Origin of the sequence: Limnobacter sp. SAORIC-580 (assembly GCF_013004065.1) — a bacterium.
In the GTDB taxonomy this organism is placed as follows: domain Bacteria; phylum Pseudomonadota; class Gammaproteobacteria; order Burkholderiales; family Burkholderiaceae_B; genus Limnobacter; species Limnobacter profundi.
Genome location: NZ_CP053084.1, coordinates 1,958,852 through 1,978,921, shown reverse-complemented (window position 1 = coordinate 1,978,921; position 20,070 = coordinate 1,958,852). Strand labels below are relative to the sequence as shown.

Below are 20,070 nucleotides of genomic sequence, written 5' to 3'. Positions count from 1 at the left end.
AAATGCAAATAAAAAAAGCCAGCATCTCTGCTGGCCCTTTTTATCACGAAATGCTCGTAAATTACTTGCCCAGCAAGTGCTTCACGCCTTCGCGTTCTTCCATCAGTTCGTTCAGGGTAATGTTGATGCGCTCTTGGCTGAATGCATCGATTTCCAGGCCCTTCACGATTTCAAACTTACCGTTGGCACAGGTCACAGGGAAGCCGAACTGGGTTTTTTCAGGAATGCCGTAAGAACCGTCAGAAGGAATACCCATGGTTACCCACTTGCCGTTGGTGCCCAGAACCCAGTCACGAACGTGGTCGATCGCAGCATTGGCAGCAGAGGCCGCAGAGGACAGGCCGCGTGCTTCGATAATGGCCGCACCACGCTTGCCTACTGTTGGCAAGAAAGTGTTGGCGTTCCATTCCTGATCGTTGATCATGTCCTTCACAGATGCGCCATCGATGGTCGCAAAGCGGTAGTCAGCGTACATGGTGGGTGAGTGGTTGCCCCAAACTGCCAGCTTCTCGATTGAAGCAACCGGCTTGCCGGTTTTGGCGGCTACTTGGCTCAACGCACGGTTGTGGTCCAGGCGCAGCATGGAGGTGAAGCAGTTCGGGTCCAGATCGGGGGCAGACTGTTGTGCAATGTAGGCGTTGGTGTTCGCTGGGTTGCCCACAACCAGTACTTTCACGCTACGCTTGGCGTTGTCGTTCAGTGCTTTGCCCTGAACTGTGAAAATTGCGCCGTTGGCTTCGAGCAGGTCTTTGCGTTCCATGCCTTTGCTGCGTGGGCGTGCGCCAACCAGCAGTGCTACGTCTACGTCTTTGAAAGCGGTTGCGGGGTCATCTGTAATCACCACGCCTTGCAGCAACGGGAATGCACAGTCTTCCAGTTCCATGACCACACCCTTCACTGCGGGCAGGGCGGGGGTAATGTCCAGCAACTGCAAAATTACGGGCTGGTCTTTGCCCAGCATGTCGCCATTGGCGATACGGAACAACAAGCTGTAGCCAATTTGGCCGGCAGCGCCTGTAACGGCAACTCGCATTGCGGGTTTGGTCATGTCAAACACTCCAAAGGATTAAAAATCGAAGGCCATAGTTTAGCGCCAAACGCTGACACCTTGTTGACTAACTTGGTGGTTTAGAGGGGATTAACTTCTAAAAGTCATCTATAAGATATAAGATACACAATAATCCGAAAAAACAAGACCGAGACACAATTTGCAACCCGTTAACCCAACGTTCAGCCCGCTTTATCAGCAAATCAAAGGTTTGCTGCTCAAAAGCCTTCAAGACGGCGAATGGAAGCCGGGTGAGCTTATTCCGTCTGAAACCGAGCTTGCTGCCCGTTATGGTGTCAGTCAGGGCACGGTGCGCAAAGCAATTGACGAGCTTGCCGCTGAAAACCTAGTCGATCGCAAGCAGGGGCGGGGTACTTTTGTTGCCACGCACAACGAGGCCAAGTCAGAATATCGGTTCCTGCGTCTTGCCGCCGACGAAGAGCCTGGCGTAAAGCCCAAATCCACCTATTTGTCTGTAGAGCGGGTTCGTGCAAGTTCGCAAATTGCCAAATTGCTCGACATCAAACCCAGTGATTCCGTATTCGTAGTCAAGCGAGTAATGCGCTTCGATGGTGTACCCCGTATTTTTGATGAAATCTGGCTGCCGGCTTCCCAATACAAAGGCCTTACTCTTGAACGTCTTCAGCAGTGGAATTCCACCCTGTATGGTTTCCTTGAAAGCAGCTTTAATGTGCGCATGTTGAGGGCCAACGAGCACATTAAGGCAGTCAGTGCACAGCAAGAGCATGCTGACATTTTGCAGGTTGGGGTAGGTACTCCCTTGCTGCTGGTCGAGCGCCTTTCAATGACGTATGCTGATAAGCCGGTAGAGCTTCGTCGTGGCTGGTACTTGACCGACAAATTTTCATACAGGAATGAATTGTATTGAATTGATACAAGTCTTTAGCGGGCAAAAGAATGCATTTGCGTCATTTGGTGCTCAAAATCAAAAACTTCCCGCTTTAAGGCTTTGCTGATTTGGTTCAAAATATATCGTTGTCCGATATTGGTTTTTTTAAAGGATTCAGGCCGGAAGGCCTAGGGTAAAAGCCCGTTTTCCAATCACTTTTATAAGAACACGAGCATGTCAAACACTGTTGCGAAGAAACGTCCGGAATACCGGAACATACATGTCACACAAATCCTGAAGTACAGGCTACCCTTGGCGGGCAAGCTGTCCATTTTGCACCGCGTCAGTGGCGCTGTGCTGTTCCTGGCGCTTCCAGTCATTCTCCTGCCGCTTTTCGACAAAAGCATCACTTCCGAACTCACCTTCCTTGAAATGCAATCCCTGGTCAGCAGCCCGCTGGTCAAAATTGTATTGCTCGGCCTGATCTGGTCGTATCTGCATCACTTTGCTGCGGGCATTCGTTACCTGGTGCTCGACATGCATGTGGGCACTGAAAAGTACGCAGCCAGCAAAAGTGCGGGTATTGTGTTTGCTGTCAGTTTGAGCCTGACCGCCTTGTTCGGCCTGAAACTGTTCGGAGTGTTTTAATCATGGGCAATAACATTGGTTCCAAGCGCCTGGTGGTTGGCGCACATTACGGCCTGAAAGAATGGGTGGCTCAACGCATTACAGCGGTCATCATGGCGGTGTACACAATCGGTCTGTTCCTGGCCGTGCTGTTTACCCCCGATCTTGACTACGCGAAGTGGGTCGGTTTCTTCAACTTCACGGTTTTGTCTTTCCCCTTGGGCAAAATTCTTGCACTGCTGGCCATTCTGTCGCTGTGCTATCACGCTTACATTGGTATTCGCGACATCTGGATGGACTATGTCAAGCCCACCGGCATTCGCCTTACATTGCAAGTTTTTACGGCGTTGTGGTTGCTCGGTGCAGCCGGTTACGCTGCTGACATTCTCTGGAGGGTCTAAAAGTGACTGCAGTTAAAACTTCCCTTCCTCGTCGCAAATTCGACGCGGTGATCGTAGGTGCGGGTGGCGCGGGCATGCGCTGTTCGCTCCAGTTGGCAGAGGCTGGTCTGAATGTAGCCGTGCTGTCCAAAGTATTCCCCACGCGTTCACACACCGTGGCTGCGCAGGGTGGTATCGGCGCGTCGCTGGGCAATATGTCCGACGACAGCTGGTACTGGCACATGTTCGACACCGTGAAAGGTTCTGACTACCTGGGCGACCAGGATGCAATCGAATTCATGTGTCGTGAAGCGCCCAAAGTGGTTTACGAGCTTGAACACTTTGGCATGCCCTTTGACCGCAACCCAGATGGCACGATTTATCAGCGCCCATTTGGTGGCCACACAGCTAACTTCGGTGAAAAGCCGGTTCAGCGCGCTTGCGCGGCTGCCGACCGCACAGGTCACGCCCTGTTGCACACTTTGTACCAGCGCAACGTACGCGCGCGCACCCAGTTCTTTGTAGAGTGGATGGCGCTTGACATTATTCGTGATGCCGACGGTGACGTGGTGGGTGTAACCGCCCTGGAAATGGAAACCGGCGAGATGATGGTGCTGGAAGCCAAAACCACCGTGTTTGCCACCGGTGGTGCAGGCCGCATCTGGGATGCATCCACCAACGCGTTTATCAACACTGGTGACGGCATGGGCATGGCAGCCCGCGCTGGCATTCCTCTGGAAGACATGGAGTTCTGGCAGTTCCACCCAACTGGTGTGGCTGGTGCAGGTGTTCTGGTGACTGAGGGTGTTCGCGGCGAAGGCGGTATTTTGCTCAACAGCGAAGGCGAGCGTTTCATGGAACGTTACGCTCCAACCTTGAAAGACTTGGCTCCACGCGACTTTGTGTCACGTTCCATGGACCAGGAAATCAAGGAAGGCCGCGGTTGTGGTCCCAACAAAGATTACGTGTTGTTGAAGCTCGATCACCTGGGTGCCGACACCATCATGAAGCGTTTGCCCTCGATTCGCGAAATCGCGATCAAGTTCGCCAACGTAGACCCGATCAAAGAACCAATTCCTGTGGTGCCAACCATTCACTACCAAATGGGCGGCATTCCAACCAATGTGTACGGCCAGGTTGTGGCTCCCAAAGTACCGGGCGGCCCCAGCGAAATCATCAATGGCATGTATGCCATCGGTGAATGTGCCTGCGTATCCGTTCACGGTGCAAACCGTTTGGGTACCAACTCCTTGCTCGATTTGATCGTATTTGGTCGTGCAGCAGGTAACCACATTGTGAACAGTAACCTGAAAGCCCGCAGCCACAAAGAATTGCCGGCCGATGGCACTGACCTGACCATGGCACGCGTTGACAAGCTGATGACATCGACCAGCGGTGAAAATGTTCGTGTGGTAGCCGATGCGATTCGCAAGGGCATGCAGTACCACTGTGGCGTGTTCCGCACCACCGAGTTGATGGAAGCGGGCGTGAGCAAGATCAACGATCTGGCCGCACAAGCCGAGCACATTCACTTGAAAGACAAGTCCAAAGTGTTTAACACTGCTTTGGTAGAAGCATTGGAACTGGCCAACTTGCAGGAAACTGCGAAGGCCACCATGGTGTCCGCCGCAGCCCGTGAAGAAAGCCGTGGTGCGCACGCCCACCGCGATTTCCCTGAACGCGATGATGACAAGTGGATGCGTCACAGCCTGTGGTACTCCGAGGGCAATCGCCTGGACTACAAGCCAGTGAACCTGAAGCCAATGACAGTTGAAACCTTCCAGCCCAAAAAGCGGACGTTCTAATCAAGGTTAAGAGGTACAGAAAATGAGCGAAAAGAGAATCGTACGTTTTGAAATTTATCGCTACGACCCGGATACCGGCGAAGCGCCAAAAATGCAAAAGCTGGAAGTTGAGCTGGAGCCAACCGATAAAATGTTGCTCGACGCGCTGATGCGCATCAAGAGCGACGTGGATGAATCACTGGCCTATCGCCGTTCATGCCGTGAAGGCGTGTGCGGTTCTGATGCCATGAACATCAACGGCAAAAACGGTTTGGCTTGTATTACCAACCTGCGCGACCTGAAGCAGCCCATCGTGCTCAAACCGCTTCCAGGTTTGCCGGTAGTGCGCGACCTGATCGTCGACATGACCCAGTTTTTCAAGCAGTACCACTCCATCAAGCCTTACCTGGTGAACGACACCCCCCCTCCTGAAAAGGAGCGTTTGCAGTCACCCGAAGAGCGCGAAGAACTGGATGGTCTGTACGAATGTATTTTGTGCGCATGCTGTTCAACCAGCTGCCCATCGTTCTGGTGGAACCCTGACAAGTTCGTAGGCCCGGCCGGTTTGCTGCAAGCTTACCGTTTCATTGCCGACAGCCGTGATCAAACCACGGGTGAGCGTCTGGACAACCTGGAAGACCCATACCGTTTGTTCCGCTGCCACACCATCATGAACTGTGTAGACGTGTGTCCGAAGGGCTTGAACCCGACCAAGGCAATTGGCAAGATCAAGGAATTGATGGTGCGTCGCGCCGTCTAGAACCCTTGTTCGGATTTTTTTATTCAAATCGGGGTTGTGCACTGCAAAACCCCGTTTTTTTTGTTGTAGTTTATGTCTAATCAGAGTCATCAGGCGGATCCAACTCAACGTGCCCGTTTACGCTGGCGCGCAAGGCGAGGCCTATTGGAAAACGACCTGATTATCGAACGATTTTTCGACAAGCATGAAATGGAACTGACCAACGATGACGTGCAGGCCTTGACTGTACTGTTTGAGGAGGTTGACAACGTCCTGCTTGACCTATTCCTGGGCCGAAAAGAGCCGGAAGGGAATCTGGATACACCGGATGTGCGCAAGGTGATCCAGATGATGCGAGAACTTTAATTTCAATCCCATTAGAAGGAAATCCGATGAGCACAGAACACAAGGCCACGCTGTCGTTTACTGACGGCACCCCCTCGGTAGAATTTCCCATTCACAAAGGTACCATTGGTCCCGATGTGATCGACATCCGAAAGCTGTACGGATCCACTGGCAAATTCACTTACGACCCAGGCTTCCTGTCCACAGCCTCTTGCAATTCATCCATTACCTACATTGACGGTGACAAGGGCGAGCTGCTGTATCGCGGCTACCCCATTGAGCAACTGGCTCAGCACTGCGACTTCATGGATGTGTGCTATTTGCTGCTGAACGGTGAATTGCCCAATGTTGCTGAAAAGCATACGTTTGACGACCTGGTGACCAAGCACACCATGGTCAACGAGCAGATGAACTTCTTCCTGCGTGGTTTCCGCCGCGATGCACACCCCATGGCGGTGATGACTGGTCTGGTGGGCGGTATGTCTGCTTTCTACCCAGATTCCATGAACCTGCTGGACAAAAACCAGCGTGACATTTCTGCAATCCGCTTGATTGCCAAAATGCCAACCCTGGTGGCCATGGCCTACAAATATGGCATTGGCGCACCCAATATTTACCCCAAGAATGAACTTAGCTACACCGCCAACTTCATGCGCATGATGTTTGGCAATCCGTGCGAAGAGTACCAGGTCAACGACGTGCTGGTGCGCGCCATGGATCGTATTTTCATTTTGCATGCCGATCACGAGCAAAATGCTTCCACTTCTACAGTTCGCCTGTGTGCATCATCTGGTACGAATCCTTTTGCTGCAATTGCGGCCGGCGTAGCATGTCTGTGGGGCCCGTCACATGGTGGCGCTAACGAAGCCTGCTTGAACATGCTGACTGAAATTCAGGCCAATGGCGGCGTTGAGAAAATTGGCGATTTCATTGCCAAGGTGAAAGACAAGGATTCAGGCGTTCGCTTGATGGGCTTTGGCCACCGCGTTTACAAGAATTACGACCCACGCGCCAAGCTGATGCGTGAAACCTGTCACGAAGTGTTGAACGAGCTGGGCTTGCATGACGACCCATTGTTCAAGATTGCCATGGCCCTGGAAAAAATTGCGCTGGAAGACGAATACTTTGTAAAGCGCAAGCTGTACCCGAACGTGGATTTCTATTCCGGTATCGTTCAAAAGGCGATCGGTATTCCTGTGCCACTGTTTACAGCGATTTTCGCGCTGGCCCGCACCGTGGGCTGGATCGCCCAGTTGAACGAAATGATTGCAGACCCCGAATACAAAATCGGTCGTCCACGTCAGTTGTTCAACGGTGCAGCGCACCGCAACGTGAAGCCAATCGATCAGCGTTAATTCACCGCGCAAGTGCTTCCGGAAAAAGCCCCTTGGTTCGCTGAGGGGCTTTTTTTATGCCTTGCTCCAACTGTTTCAGTAATTGCTCCGTATTCAAAACCACCAGCAGGTTGTTGCTTGTTTTGACCAAGGCCTGAATGATGTTTCCCTGAGTTGTCAGGTTTTCTGACTCATTTAGGGCGATCACCGGCAGGCTTGGTATTTCTCCCAACTCATCAACGACCAGTGCAATTTTCGCTTGCGAGCCGCCTGTTTTCAGAAGAATCATTTGCTGGCGTTGGCTTGCAGCATGGTGTTCGGCTGAATCTACAGCCAAAACTTTTGAGATGTCCACGATTGTGATCGCCTCTTTTTTGTAAAGTGTGGTTCCTGCAATCCACGCGGGAGAGTTGGGCATGGTGACCACCTCCCGGCATAAAAACGCCTCTACAGCGTCCTCGCTGTCAATACCGTACCAATGCCCTCCCACGCGGAACGAGGCAATGTCTACCCGAAGTTCTTTTTGATCCGCTTGTCTAAACTCGTCAAAACTGATTTCTCCAGCCTTCTCTTTGGTCTCTGGCTTCAGGGCTCCAATGTCCAGGCCGTAAACACATTGCAAGTCGTTTTGGTAGCAATCGGCGGCATTTTTGTACTCCCGGTAGGCACCGGAGTTACACACACCGTAAGCAATCAGCCGCCCGTTCAGTTCAAAGTAGCCCAGGTCGGCTTTCTGCTTTTGGAATTTGCTGTCGATGGGCAGTGGGAGTGTGAGTTTGCCTTGATCAATGTACAGATGGGTGGTGGAGGAAATCACGTTTCGTTTGTCATCCACAATGTATGCGAAAGCCTTGTGCCGACTGTCACCCATGGATTCATTCAAAATCGCTTCAAACTGAGGCTCACTGTCAAACACAAGGGCAATCGCACCAATCGCTTGGCTTGGGCTGTCCGGGTTCTCAAAAATGGCAGCACTGTAAATGTAAGTCGGGCGATTTTGATACAGGGCGGTAGGCTCAAATGCCGACACGCAGTAATGGGCCTGGTTTTTCAGTTGCAGGGTTTGTTTCAGCCAGTGTGTGTCCAACGGCATTGAGTCTGCTTGCACTTGTTCTGCGCTGTCGCACACAATTTGTCCGTCCCGATTCAGAAGCACAATATTGGTGTAAACCGTATACAGGCTTTGAATGTGCTTGAGGCATTCCAACGCCTCGCCAATCGCTTGCGGATCTGTAAGGGCCTGCGCAAGAACAGGCGTTAAAGCCCACCAGCGACAATCATTGGCGCGTTCATACAGGTTTCTGTCCATCAGGTCCATGGCCAGCATGGCGCGGGCCTGTTGCTCTGTTTGAAATCCATTGATTTCGGAGCGCACCAGTTTCTCAAGAGACTGCGTAAAAAGTGTTTTGGTACTTTCACCGGCGCGGCCAATTTCCCAAAGCAGGGTTTTGCTAAACGAGTTGCCCAGCGCCGAAGTTGAATTGCGTTGGGTCATGTTGCCGTTCCAAATGCTTCGGTTCAATTGTTTCTGGATTTCTGCAGCCTGGTTTTCAAAGCCCTGAATGCGTGTATCAATCAGACCGCTGCTTTGAAGCAATTCGGGAACCTGACAATCCTCCGTCAAGTTGCTGTGGTCAAATGCGTGATTCAAAGGCACCATACAAAATCCTCTCCAGCCGGGGCCGGTGTAGCCCTGATAGCCACGCGTTGATCGTATGCAGACCAGATAGGCCATAGGGCCAACTTGAGTTACCCCCCAAGTTGACTGTTGCGGCAAGCGAATTGTCTGGTTTGTACCGATGTATTGCGGATTACTGGAAATCAGCACATCCCCATTCTGATTGGTCACGCCGCATACACGCCACTCTGCTGCGTCTTCCCGGGCACTTTTGCCCATCACTTTTGAAAATAGCGCATCGCTTTCCTCATTCAGACTGAAATCCAGCGCAATGTAGCCTTTGATTTGTCCGCCAAGTTCAATTTTCCAGGCATAAATCAGACTTTTATTCCCGTCGGGGGAATCGTCCCGAAGAGGGCGAAATGCCTCTGCGTACTGCGGGCTGGCTGCGACTTCCCGGCGAATCCATTGGATGGCAGTGCCTGGCGGCAATGCCTCCCGCATGTCTGTAATCACGAGGGCGTTGGCATCCAGCAGAATAACGTTGCCATACACGGAGTATTTGGCCACGTAATTGCGCATTCGTTGGCGGGTTTGTTCAAGGGCGTCTTCTGTCAACGGGTTGTACGCTGCTTCTACGCACCGTTGGGTAAACACCGGGTCGGTGGCCAGAAAGCCGATGTCGGCCGTTCTTTCGTAAAGGTTTCGGACCAGGATATCGATTGAGTTTTGTGCTCTCGTGGCCAGTTGCTCTACCGCTTGGCGTGTTGATTGCTCAATCAAAAAATTGGTCAGGTCGCTCGCCAGTCGCTGAAAATGCTGTCGGGTGCTGGAAATTTCCGCACCCACATTGGTCAGTTCGCCCAGAAGGCTCAAATTATTCCAATTGGCCTGAAGGTCTCGCAGTTCGTCGATCAATTCATCAACACTGTCCAGATTTTTTGCCATGTCGATGTGTGCGGAGTCAATTTCAATACCCCGATACTTGCGGCTAGTCATTCGCCCTATCCCTCCGTTGGAATTCAACTTATGGTCAGATCAATTCGTGGCGGGGTGATCCCCACATGGGGTGGTAATCACCTGCGTGGGTGGATCTTGTTCGAGTTCTTTAAAACCGTTTCCAGAAAACCACATATTTTTAGACAGTCATGCGGCTTCGTTTTAGGGTCGCGTCTCTAATCTGATATCCTTTGGGCTTAACTCTTAAAGCAGTCTTTTTTTGGCTGCTTTTTGCTATCTGGTTAGGGGCAGGGGCTCCACAAACCAGACGGGGAGTGCGGTTTAACCCACGTGTGTAGGGATTCGGTCCGATGGCAATAGCCAAGGTCGAGTCCGAACCCCACATCTTTGAAACGAGAAACTCGGAAAAAGGTGAAGCGCAAATGATGCGATCATTTCAACAAAACTCGTATTTGTTCGGGGGCAATGCGCCCTATGTCGAAGAAATGTACGAGGCCTACCTGGACAACCCAGGCTCCGTGCCAGACAAATGGCGCGCCTACTTTGACCAAATGCAAATGGTGCCTTCTGCTCACGGCGACGTGAATGAGAAAGACGTAGCCCATGCGCCAGTGGTTCAATCCTTTGCTCAACGCGCGAAAAAAGGCTTCTTGCAGCCGCAGATTCAGTCTGCCGACCTGGAAGTGGCCAAAAAGCAGGTGCATGTTCAGTCAATTGTGGCTGCGTATCGCTTCCTGGGCTCTCGTTTTGCAGACCTTGACCCGCTCAAGCGTCAGGAACGCCCGAATATTCCGGAGCTTGATCCAGCCTTTTATGGCCTGACCGAAGCGGACATGGACATCACGTTCTCGGCCACCAACACCTATTTTGGTCAAGATCAAATGACCCTTCGCGACATCGTGAAGGCGCTGCGCGACACTTACTGCCGTTCAATCGGTATTGAGTACATGCACATCAGCGACCCCGCTCAAAAGCGCTGGTTGCAAGAACGCATGGAAACCAGCCTGGGCACTGCCCAGCTGTCGACTGAAGAAAAATTGCACATTCTGGAGCGCCTAACCGCAGCCGAAGGCCTTGAGCGCTATTTGCATACCCGGTATGTGGGTCAGAAGCGTTTCTCGCTGGAAGGTGGTGAATCCTTTATCGCCTCGCTTGATCATGTGATTCAGCGTGGTGGTGCCAATGGCGTGCAAGAAACCATCATTGGCATGGCTCACCGCGGTCGTCTGAACGTGTTGGTCAACATTCTGGGCAAAAGCCCAAGCCAATTGTTCGAAGAATTCGAAGGCAAGCATGCCGATGATCTGCCTGCCGGTGACGTGAAGTATCACCAGGGCTTTTCATCGGATGTAACCACCCCTGGTGGTCCCATGCACTTGTCCCTGGCGTTTAACCCCTCGCACCTTGAAATTGTGAACCCTGTGGTTGAAGGGTCGGTGAAGGCCCGCCAGGAACGTCGTGGTGACAAGGAAGGCAAGCAGGTTTTGCCCGTGTTGGTGCACGGTGATGCCGCTTTTGCAGGCCAGGGCGTTGTCATGGAAACATTGAACCTGGTGCACACCCGCGGCTACGGCACGGGTGGTACGGTTCACATCGTGATCAATAACCAAATTGGTTTTACCACCTCCGATCCCCGTGACAGCCGTTCTACTCTGTACTGTTCAGACGTGGTCAAAATGATCGAAGCGCCCGTGTTTCACGTGAATGGCGACGATCCAGAGGCGGTCATTTTCGTGACCCAGTTGGCCTTGGACTTCCGCATGGAATTCCAGCAAGACGTGGTGATCGACATTGTGTGTTTCCGCAAACTGGGTCACAACGAGCAAGACACGCCTGCCGTAACCCAACCTTTGATGTACAAGAAAATTGGTCAGCACCCAGGCACGCGCGCTTTGTATGCCGAGCGTTTGGTTATGCAGGGCATTTTGAAAGAAGACGGTGCCGAGAAACTGGTTGCTGATTTCCGTGCAGCCATGGACGAAGGCAAGCACAACCGTGCTGACCCCGTGTTGACCAATTACAAGAGCAAGTTTGCCGTCGATTGGTCACCGTATCTGAACAAGAAATGGACTGATGCAGCCGATACATCGGTGCCGATCTCCGAAATCAAGCGTTTGTCAGAGCGTATTACTACCGTACCCGAGAACTTCAAGGTTCACCCATTGGTACAAAAAGTGATTGCCGACCGTGCGGCCATGGGCCAGGGCGAAACCTTGCTCGACTGGGGCATGGGCGAACACTTGGCATTTGCATCGCTAGTTTCCTCTGGTTACGCGGTTCGCATCACCGGTCAGGATTGCGGGCGTGGCACGTTTACGCACCGTCATGCAGTGTTGCACCACCAGGGTCGCGAAAAGTGGAACGAAGGCACCTACATTCCGCTGGAAAATATCTCTGAAACTCAGGCGCCATTTACCGTCATCGATTCTGTGTTGTCTGAAGAAGCAGTGCTCGGTTTTGAATATGGTTATTCCACCGCGGAGCCCAACACCTTGGTGATTTGGGAAGCACAATTTGGCGACTTCGCCAACGGTGCCCAAGTGGTAATTGACCAATTCATTTCTTCCGGTGAAGTAAAGTGGGGTCGTGCATCCGGCCTGGTCATGATGTTGCCGCATGGTTACGAAGGGCAGGGGCCAGAGCACTCATCCGCGCGTATTGAGCGTTACTTGCAACTGTGCGCCGAGAACAATATGCAGGTGTGCCAGCCCACCACGCCAGCTCAAATTTTCCACCTTTTGCGTCGCCAAATGATCCGATTGTTCCGCAAGCCGCTGATCATCATGACGCCGAAATCTTTGTTGCGTCACAAAGAAGCCACGTCTTCTTTGCAAGACCTGTCCAAAGGCCATTTCCAGACTGTGATTGGAGATCAGGGCGACCTGGACGCCAGCAAAGTCAAGCGAGTGGTTCTTTGTTCCGGTCGCGTGTACTACGACCTGGTCGCAGCTCGTCGCGAGCGCAATATCAAAGATGTTGCCATCGCGCGAGTCGAGCAGCTGTATCCATTCCCGCACAAGTCATTGAGCGCCGAACTGCGCAAATACCCCAATTTGGCAGATGTGGTGTGGTGTCAGGATGAGCCGCAAAACCAGGGTCCCTGGTTCCAGATCCAGCACAACGTGCTGGAAAACCTGTCTGAAGGGCAGCGTCTGGGTTATGCGGGGCGTCCGGCTTCAGCTTCTCCGGCCGTGGGCTATTACGCCAAGCACAACGAGCAGCAAAAAGTGCTGATCGATGCAGCATTTGGCAAGCTCAAGGGTTTCGTAGTTACGAAATAAATACAGGACGCGGGCTGGCCATGGTGGCCGCCCGCACTTGAACTAAGAATTCAAAAGGAAAATATTCCATGGCAATCGTAGAAGTGGTCGTACCACAACTGTCCGAATCTGTCGCCGAAGCAACGCTGTTGAATTGGTACAAAAAACCTGGTGACGCGGTAAAGCGTGACGAAAACCTGATCGACGTAGAGACCGACAAGGTGGTGCTGGAAGTGCCCGCTCCCTCGGCTGGTGTGATCGTTGAAATTCTCTGTGAAGACGGTGCAACTGTTGTAGCGGGACAGGTCTTGGCAAAAATTGACACGGAAGCAAGTGCCTCCGCAAGTGCACCCGCAGCAGCACCTGCCCCGGCAGCAGCGCCTGCTCAGGCCGCTGCACCAGCAGCAGCCCCAGCTCCCTCAGCCAGCGTAGATGGCTCTGTGGCCATGCCGGCTGCGGCCAAAATGATGGCAGAGAACAAGCTCAGTGCTGATCAAATTGCAGGTTCAGGCAAAGACGGCCGCATCACCAAAGGCGATGTGATCGGTACCTTGAATGCACCCGCCGCAGCCCCTGCTCCCGCAGCGAAGCCCGCCGCTGCTCCAGCCGCAGCCAAGCCAGTTAGCTTGCTGCCTGAAGTGAAGGCCCCGCTGGATCCCTCAACCTTGATTGAAGGTCGCCCTGAGCAGCGCGTGCCCATGAGCCGCTTGCGTGCCCGTGTTGCGGAACGCTTGGTACAGTCGCAGCAAACCAACGCCATTTTGACCACCTTCAACGAAGTGAACATGAAGCCGGTGATGGACTTGCGCAACAAGTACAAGGACAAGTTCGAAAAAGAACACGGTGCCAAACTTGGCTTCATGGGCTTCTTCGTGAAAGCCGCTGTGGCAGCCCTGAAAAAGTACCCCGTGCTGAATGCCTCCGTGGATGGTAACGACATTGTGTATCACGGCTATTTCGACATCGGTATTGCTGTGGGTTCTCCACGCGGTTTGGTGGTGCCTATTATTCGCAACGCGGATCAAATGAGCATCGCCGACATTGAAATGAAGATTTCTGAGTTTGGCCAGAAAGCCAAAGACGGCAAGTTGACGCTTGACGACTTAACCGGCGGTACATTCTCGATTTCCAACGGTGGCGTATTCGGTTCCATGTTGTCCACCCCAATTATCAACCCGCCCCAGTCTGCAATTTTGGGTATTCACGCCACGAAAGAGCGTGCAGTGGTTGAAAACGGTGAAATCGTGATTCGCCCCATGAATTACCTCGCGATGAGTTACGACCACCGAATTATTGATGGGCGCGAAGCGGTGCTTGGCCTGGTCGCAATGAAGGAAGCCCTGGAAGACCCAGCACGCTTGCTGCTGGAACTATAAAGGGGATATTCATGAGCACACAATATGATGTAGTGGTGATCGGTGCGGGCCCTGGTGGCTACATTGCCGCCATTCGCGCAGGTCAGTTGGGTATGAAAGTGGCCTGTATCGAGGGCAATGCTTACGACGATCCCAAGGGTGAGCCTCGCTTGGGTGGCACTTGTTTGAACGTGGGTTGCATTCCATCAAAGGCTTTGTTGGCCTCTTCGGAAGAGTTCGAAAAGATTGCCCACCATGCAGAAGACCACGGCATCGCCGTGACAGGTGCAAAAATGGATGTGGCCAAGATGATCAAACGCAAGGATGACATCGTTGCCAAAATGACTGGCGGTATCCAATATCTGTTCAAGAAAAACAAGGTCACACCCATCAAGGGTTGGGCCAGTTTTTCTGGCAAAGTCGACGGTGGGTTCGAGCTGACCGTGAAAAGCGCAGCTGGTGAAGAGAAAGTGACAGCCAGGCAAGTAATTGTTGCGACAGGTTCCAAGGCACGCCATTTACCCGGAATCGCTGTTGACAATGAAATGATTTGCGACAACGAAGGTGCCTTGAAATTTGGTGCCGTGCCCAAGAAATTGGGCGTGATTGGCGCAGGCGTGATTGGTCTTGAGTTGGGCTCGGTTTGGCGCCGTTTGGGTGCCGATGTCACTGTGCTCGAAGCCATGCCCAATTTTCTGGCTGCAGCCGATGAAGGCGTGGCCAAAGAAATGCAGAAGATCTTCACCAAGCAAGGGTTGAAGATGAACATGGGTGTAAAAATCGGTGAAGTGAAGGCCAGCAAAAAAGGCGTTTCAGTGGCTTACACCGATGCCGATGGTGCTGCCCAGATGCTAGATTGCGACAAGCTGATTGTGTCGGTGGGCCGTGTACCCAATACCGATGGTTTGAACCTGGAAGCGGTCGGCCTTAAAACCAATGATCGCGGCCAGATCGATGTGGATGCACACTGCCAAACGTTGGTCGCAGGCATTTATGCGATTGGTGATGTAATTCGCGGTGCCATGCTGGCGCACAAAGCCGAGGAAGAAGGTGTGATGGTTGCAGAAATCATGGCTGGGCAAGCCGGCCATTGCAATTACGACACCATTCCATGGGTTATTTACACCTCGCCTGAAGTGGCTTGGGTTGGCAAAACCGAGCAGCAGTTAAAGCAGGAAGGCCGCAAGTACAAGGCAGGTCAGTTCCCGTTTATGGCCAATGGCCGTGCGCTGGGGCAGGGCGATTCACAAGGTTTTGTGAAAGTGTTGGCCGATGCCACCACCGATGAAGTCCTGGGTGTACACATCATCAACAGCCATGCATCTGATTTGATTGCTGAAGCCGTGATGGCCATGGAGTTCAAGGCTTCTTCCGAGGACATCGGTCGCATTTGCCATGCGCACCCCAGTTTGTCTGAAGTGATGAAAGAAGCGGCTTTGGCCTGCGACAAGCGTCAACTGAACGGTTAAAATTCCGTTCGGTATCGACCCCCCAACGGCTGGTGAATCGCTTCATCGGCCGTTTTTAATTCTATTGATTCAAATTCATCATCGTGAACGTTCAGGAATACTACAAACAAACTTTGGCCGAACGTGGATACCAGTCGGATGCTGCTCAGCAAAAGGCGGTAGACCGCATGCAGCTTTTCTACGATGAGTTTGTTGAATACAAAAAAGCACGCAGCAGTGTAATCAAAAAATTCCTGAATCGACCTGCTGTACCCAAGGGCTTGTACCTGTGGGGTGGGGTAGGTCGCGGTAAAAGTTTTTTGATGGATTGCTTTTACAACTCTGTCACCGTGCAGCGAAAGGTGCGTTTGCATTTTCATGAGTTCATGCGGGGTGTGCATGCCGAACTCGATGACCTCAAGGGAGTTCAGGATCCGCTTGACGAAGTGGCGGCGCGAATCGCCAAACGTTATCGTTTGATTTGTTTTGACGAGTTTCATGTGTCTGACATTGCAGACGCCATGATTCTCTATCGCCTGCTCGATGGCTTGTTCGCCAACGGCGTTACTTTCCTCATGACGTCCAACTACAAGCCTGATGATCTGTACCCAGATGGTCTGCACCGTGACCGCCTGTTGCCTGCCATTGCCCTGCTCAACAAGCAACTGGATGTGATTAACGTGGATGTGGGAGTAGATTACCGCCGCCGCACATTGGAGCAACTGAACACCTACCTCATGCCGCTGGATGAAAGCGCGGACAAACAGTTGACCGAAGATTTCAAGCGCCTGGCTGAGGTGGCTGATGAGCCTGCAGAGTTACAAATTGAATCGCGTGTCATCAAGGCTGTTCGACGCGCAGGCTCGGTGGTTTGGTTCGATTTTCCAACCCTGTGCGGTGGCCCGCGTTCACAAAACGATTACCTTGAAATTGCCAGCCAGTTTCAAACTGTAATTCTCAGCGGCGTGCCAAAAATGGGTGCTGGTATGGCCTCAGAAGCACGCAGGTTCACCTGGCTGATTGATGTGCTTTACGATCACAAAGTCAAGCTGATTATGTCGGCGGCGGTTGAACCGGAAGAGCTGTACACCGAAGGTGCAATGGCGCATGAGTTCTTCCGCACGGTGAGTCGCATTGTTGAAATGCAGTCCAAGGAGTACCTGGATTCGCCGAAGCGAAACGCCGTGCGGCTTTGACTCTTCCTTATTTGCTTCCCTTTGCTTTAGCGAACGCGGTAGCAAATGCATTGTTGGCAAAACCTGCGCCTTGTTGTGAATTCGAACCAGTGCTTCCACCACTTCGTTCACCGCGTGAATTTCCCCGTGCATCGCCTGCACGGTTGGCTTGAACTTGTCGGCCAGCGTTCTGCCCGGGTGCGGCTTTCGGTACATCGTCGCCCATTTTCATGGTCAGTGAAATTCGTTTGCGTGGAATATCGACTTCCAGCACTTTCACTTTCACAATTTGCCCGGTTTTCACCACGCTGTGCGGGTCTTTCACGAAGGTGTTGGACAAGGCAGAAACATGCACCAACCCGTCCTGATGCACACCAATGTCCACAAAAGCACCAAAGTTTGCCACGTTGGTGACCACACCTTCCAGCGTCATACCGGGTTTCAAGTCGGCCATGGTATGTACTTTGTCATCAAACTTTGCGGTCTTGAAGCTAGGGCGTGGGTCACGGCCAGGTTTTTCAAGTTCTACCAAAATATCCTGAACCGTGGGCAAGCCAAAACGATCGCCCACAAACTCGGTGGGTTTCAATTCTTTCAGAATTTCACGATTACCCACCAGGCTGCCCACCGGCTTCTTAACCTTGGCTGCCATTTTCTCGACCACAATGTAGGCCTCAGGGTGTACGGAAGAGGCATCGAGCGGGTTTTCAGCACCATGAATGCGCAAAAAACCAGCCGCTTGCTCAAATGTTTTGTCGCCAAGCCGGGGCACTTTGCGCAAGTCTTCACGGCTTTTGAATTTGCCATTGCTGTTTCTGAATGACACCAACGCTTTGGCCACAGAGGCATTCAACCCTGACACGCGCGATAGCAGTTGCTCAGACGCTGTGTTCACTTCAACACCCACTGCGTTCACGCAGTCCTCAACCACCGCATCCAGCCGGCCGCTCAGTTGGCGTTGATCGACATCATGCTGGTATTGGCCCACACCGATTGATTTCGGATCGATTTTTACCAGTTCAGCCAGGGGATCTTGCAGGCGACGTGCGATAGACACTGCACCGCGAATGCTGACGTCAAGGTCTGGCAATTCTGCTGAAGCCAAAGCGCTGGCGGAGTAAACCGAGGCGCCTGCCTCGCTCACCATAACCCGTGTGGCTTTCAGGTCTTTGTGTTGTGCAAGCAAGTCGGCTGCCAGTTGATCGGTTTCCCGGCTGGCGGTGCCGTTGCCAATGGCGATCAACTCCACATTGTGTTTCATGCAAAGCGCAGCCAGCAGGGCGATGGATTCATTCCACTGTCGGCGAGGCTCGTGTGGGTAAATGGTGGCGTGTTCAACCACTTGGCCTGTGCTGTCAATTACCGCCACTTTCACACCAGTGCGAATACCAGGGTCCAGACCCATGGTGGCTTTGCCCCCCGCCGGGGCTGATAACAACAAGTCTTTCAGGTTTTTACCAAACACGGTGATAGCCTCAGCCTGTGCCGCATCGCGCAGCGTGCCAATCACCTCACTTTCCAGGGTGCTGGCCAGTTTGATTTTCCACGTCCAACGGCATGTTTCATTCAAGAATTTGCCCCGTGGGCTTTCATCGCGTTCAATGCCATGCAGGCGAGCAATTTCCGATTCAAAAGGATGGGGTGCACGGGGGTTCTCAGCCTCCCACACTTCGGGCAGGTCTACCTTCAGTGTCAGAAACCCTTGTTCGCGGCCGCGAAGCATGGCCAACATGCGGTGCGAGGCTGTGCTGCTCAGGGGTTCTTGATGTTCAAAGTAATCTTGAAACTTGATTGCTTCACTGGCTTTTTCAGGCACCACAGCTGCTCGAATGGCCCCCTCGGCTTTCAAACGGTTTCTTAGAAGTGCCAGCAAGGCAGCGTTTTCTGAAAACTGTTCGGCCAAAATGTCGCGGGCACCATCCAGTGCTGCTTTGGTGTCGTTGATTTGATGTTCTGTGTTCAGGTAAGCCGCAGCCAATATTTCAGGCACGGCTTGTTTGTTCTGGAAAATTTCATCCGCCAGTGGCTGCAGGCCTGCCTCACGCGCTATTTGTGCGCGTGTGCGGCGTTTGGGTTTGTAGGGCAGGTAAAGGTCTTCCAGCGTTTGTTTGTTCTCCGCCTTTTCAATTGCTGCTTTCAGTTCAGGGGTCAACTTGCCCTGGCTTTCAATCGATTCAAGAATACTGCTGCGCCTGTCTTCAAGTTCGCGCAAATACACCAGGCGCTCTTGAAGGTCACGAAGCACCGCATCGTCCAACCCACCTGTGGCCTCTTTTCGGTAACGGGCGATGAAGGGCACTGTGGCGCCTTCGTCCAACAAATCGACTGCTGCCTTGATTTGTGATTGTGCGGCACCCAATTCTTGAGCCAACTGGGCGATAATTCGATTTTGAACAAGCGACATGGATTCTGATCTATGAGTTTTCAAAGTAAGCAGGGCATTGTGCCACAGCTTCGGAAGTCGATCGGGGTAAGGGTGCAGCGCCTGTTCACCCTCATCTTGCCTGTTTCAGCCTTGGTACTGGCTGCCTGTAGTACTGTTCAACTGCAGGCCGCTAAACCCCAGGCGCCAAACACGCTTGAGCAGGCGCGTGCCTATGTGGCTGAGCGAGAAAAACAACTTGAGTTTCTCGAGTATGAATTGAACGAGCAGTCGCGGGCTTGTTACAAGAAGTTTTTCGTGTCCAGTTGTCTGGATGATGTACGTTTGCAAGGTGCACAAATTCGCCGTGCACACCTGGAGGTTCAAGGCAAGGCAGACGACATGATTCGCCTGGACGAGTATGCGAATCGGCGAGCCCGAACGCCTAACTAAAGCGGGCCGCAGAACGGGTGATCCACTTTGGGTAGATTGTTTCCAGCCTTGGTTCACTTGCGGCTACAATGTTGTCAACGCCGAGCTGGTTCAACCTGAATGCCCATGGTCCATACTGAAGACATCGAATCGATCAAGCGACGAATTGTAGAATTGCAGGTTGAACACCGCGATCTGGATCAGATCATTGCCATGTTGACAGCACAAACTGGTTTTGATCAGTTGCAGGTTCGCAGATTGAAAAAGCGCAAGTTGCAGATCAAAGACTCGATTACGCTGTTGCAAATTCAGCTTGAACCCGACATTCCTGCCTAACTTTCACGCTCAAATTT

The 20,070-nt window shown here is 52.5% G+C and carries 16 protein-coding genes; 13 read left to right on the top strand and 3 right to left on the bottom strand.

The annotated features are described in order from the left end of the window. Positions 1 to 61 precede the first annotated feature (61 nt). Positions 62 to 1,048, bottom strand: a complete 987-nt coding sequence (locus HKT17_RS09160) for a malate dehydrogenase (protein WP_171099536.1) — start codon at positions 1,046 to 1,048, stop codon at positions 62 to 64. Positions 1,049 to 1,208: 160 nt separating this feature from the next. On the opposite strand from HKT17_RS09160, the gene HKT17_RS09155 reads away from it, so the two are divergent. From HKT17_RS09155 to HKT17_RS09125, 7 genes are all read left to right on the top strand, one after another. Then, on the top strand, positions 1,209 to 1,937 hold the full coding sequence (locus HKT17_RS09155; RefSeq protein ID WP_171099534.1) for a GntR family transcriptional regulator: 729 nt from the start codon (positions 1,209 to 1,211) through the stop codon (positions 1,935 to 1,937). 195 nt (positions 1,938 to 2,132) lie between these two features. After that, positions 2,133 to 2,546 carry a succinate dehydrogenase, cytochrome b556 subunit gene (gene sdhC / locus HKT17_RS09150; RefSeq protein WP_105029335.1) on the top strand — a complete coding sequence of 138 codons (414 nt, stop codon included), beginning with the start codon at positions 2,133 to 2,135 and terminating at the stop codon, positions 2,544 to 2,546. Continuing rightward, the gene (gene sdhD / locus HKT17_RS09145; protein ID WP_171101456.1) at positions 2,546 to 2,926 is read left to right on the top strand and encodes a succinate dehydrogenase, hydrophobic membrane anchor protein; all 381 of its coding nucleotides are present in this window, start codon (positions 2,546 to 2,548) and stop codon (positions 2,924 to 2,926) included. Before sdhC ends, sdhD begins: the two co-directional genes overlap by 1 nt. Positions 2,927 to 2,928: 2 nt before the next feature. Continuing rightward, a complete protein-coding gene (gene sdhA / locus HKT17_RS09140; protein ID WP_171099532.1) occupies positions 2,929 to 4,710 on the top strand; it encodes a succinate dehydrogenase flavoprotein subunit in 1,782 nt (593 codons plus the stop codon). A gap of 22 nt (positions 4,711 to 4,732) precedes the next feature. Then, positions 4,733 to 5,449: a succinate dehydrogenase iron-sulfur subunit gene (locus HKT17_RS09135; RefSeq protein ID WP_105029332.1), complete on the top strand. Its 717-nt coding sequence runs from the start codon at positions 4,733 to 4,735 to the stop codon at positions 5,447 to 5,449. 72 nt (positions 5,450 to 5,521) lie between these two features. Then, positions 5,522 to 5,794: an FAD assembly factor SdhE gene (locus HKT17_RS09130; RefSeq protein WP_171099530.1), complete on the top strand. Its 273-nt coding sequence runs from the start codon at positions 5,522 to 5,524 to the stop codon at positions 5,792 to 5,794. 26 nt (positions 5,795 to 5,820) lie between these two features. After that, positions 5,821 to 7,128, top strand: coding sequence for a citrate synthase (locus tag HKT17_RS09125; protein ID WP_171099527.1), 1,308 nt, complete (start codon positions 5,821 to 5,823; stop codon positions 7,126 to 7,128). Position 7,129: 1 nt separating this feature from the next. On the opposite strand, the gene HKT17_RS09120 is transcribed toward HKT17_RS09125, so the two are convergent. Continuing rightward, complete coding sequence (locus tag HKT17_RS09120; protein ID WP_171099518.1) at positions 7,130 to 9,724, bottom strand: chemotaxis protein CheW; 2,595 nt, start codon at positions 9,722 to 9,724, stop codon at positions 7,130 to 7,132. A 383-nt stretch (positions 9,725 to 10,107) separates the two neighbouring features. Here HKT17_RS09120 and HKT17_RS09115 point away from each other — a divergent pair, with 383 nt between their 5' ends. From HKT17_RS09115 to zapE, 4 genes are all read left to right on the top strand, one after another. Then, on the top strand, positions 10,108 to 12,966 hold the full coding sequence (locus HKT17_RS09115; protein WP_171099515.1) for a 2-oxoglutarate dehydrogenase E1 component: 2,859 nt from the start codon (positions 10,108 to 10,110) through the stop codon (positions 12,964 to 12,966). A 68-nt stretch (positions 12,967 to 13,034) separates the two neighbouring features. Then, positions 13,035 to 14,321 (top strand): 2-oxoglutarate dehydrogenase complex dihydrolipoyllysine-residue succinyltransferase, encoded by a 1,287-nt coding sequence (gene odhB, locus HKT17_RS09110; protein WP_171099513.1) that lies wholly within the window; start codon positions 13,035 to 13,037, stop codon positions 14,319 to 14,321. Positions 14,322 to 14,332: 11 nt separating this feature from the next. Continuing rightward, positions 14,333 to 15,769 (top strand): dihydrolipoyl dehydrogenase, encoded by a 1,437-nt coding sequence (lpdA, locus tag HKT17_RS09105; protein ID WP_171099511.1) that lies wholly within the window; start codon positions 14,333 to 14,335, stop codon positions 15,767 to 15,769. Positions 15,770 to 15,852: 83 nt separating this feature from the next. Then, on the top strand, positions 15,853 to 16,944 hold the full coding sequence (gene zapE, locus HKT17_RS09100; protein ID WP_105029328.1) for a cell division protein ZapE: 1,092 nt from the start codon (positions 15,853 to 15,855) through the stop codon (positions 16,942 to 16,944). A gap of 7 nt (positions 16,945 to 16,951) precedes the next feature. Here zapE and HKT17_RS09095 read toward each other — a convergent pair whose 3' ends face one another. Continuing rightward, positions 16,952 to 19,327 carry a Tex family protein gene (locus HKT17_RS09095; RefSeq protein ID WP_171099509.1) on the bottom strand — a complete coding sequence of 792 codons (2,376 nt, stop codon included), beginning with the start codon at positions 19,325 to 19,327 and terminating at the stop codon, positions 16,952 to 16,954. Positions 19,328 to 19,339: 12 nt separating this feature from the next. Here HKT17_RS09095 and HKT17_RS09090 point away from each other — a divergent pair, with 12 nt between their 5' ends. Together HKT17_RS09090 and HKT17_RS09085 are read left to right on the top strand one after the other, a co-directional pair. Beyond that, positions 19,340 to 19,738 (top strand): hypothetical protein, encoded by a 399-nt coding sequence (locus HKT17_RS09090; RefSeq protein WP_171099507.1) that lies wholly within the window; start codon positions 19,340 to 19,342, stop codon positions 19,736 to 19,738. A gap of 99 nt (positions 19,739 to 19,837) precedes the next feature. Beyond that, positions 19,838 to 20,053, top strand: coding sequence for a YdcH family protein (locus tag HKT17_RS09085; protein WP_171099505.1), 216 nt, complete (start codon positions 19,838 to 19,840; stop codon positions 20,051 to 20,053). The last annotated feature ends 17 nt before the right edge of the window (positions 20,054 to 20,070 follow it).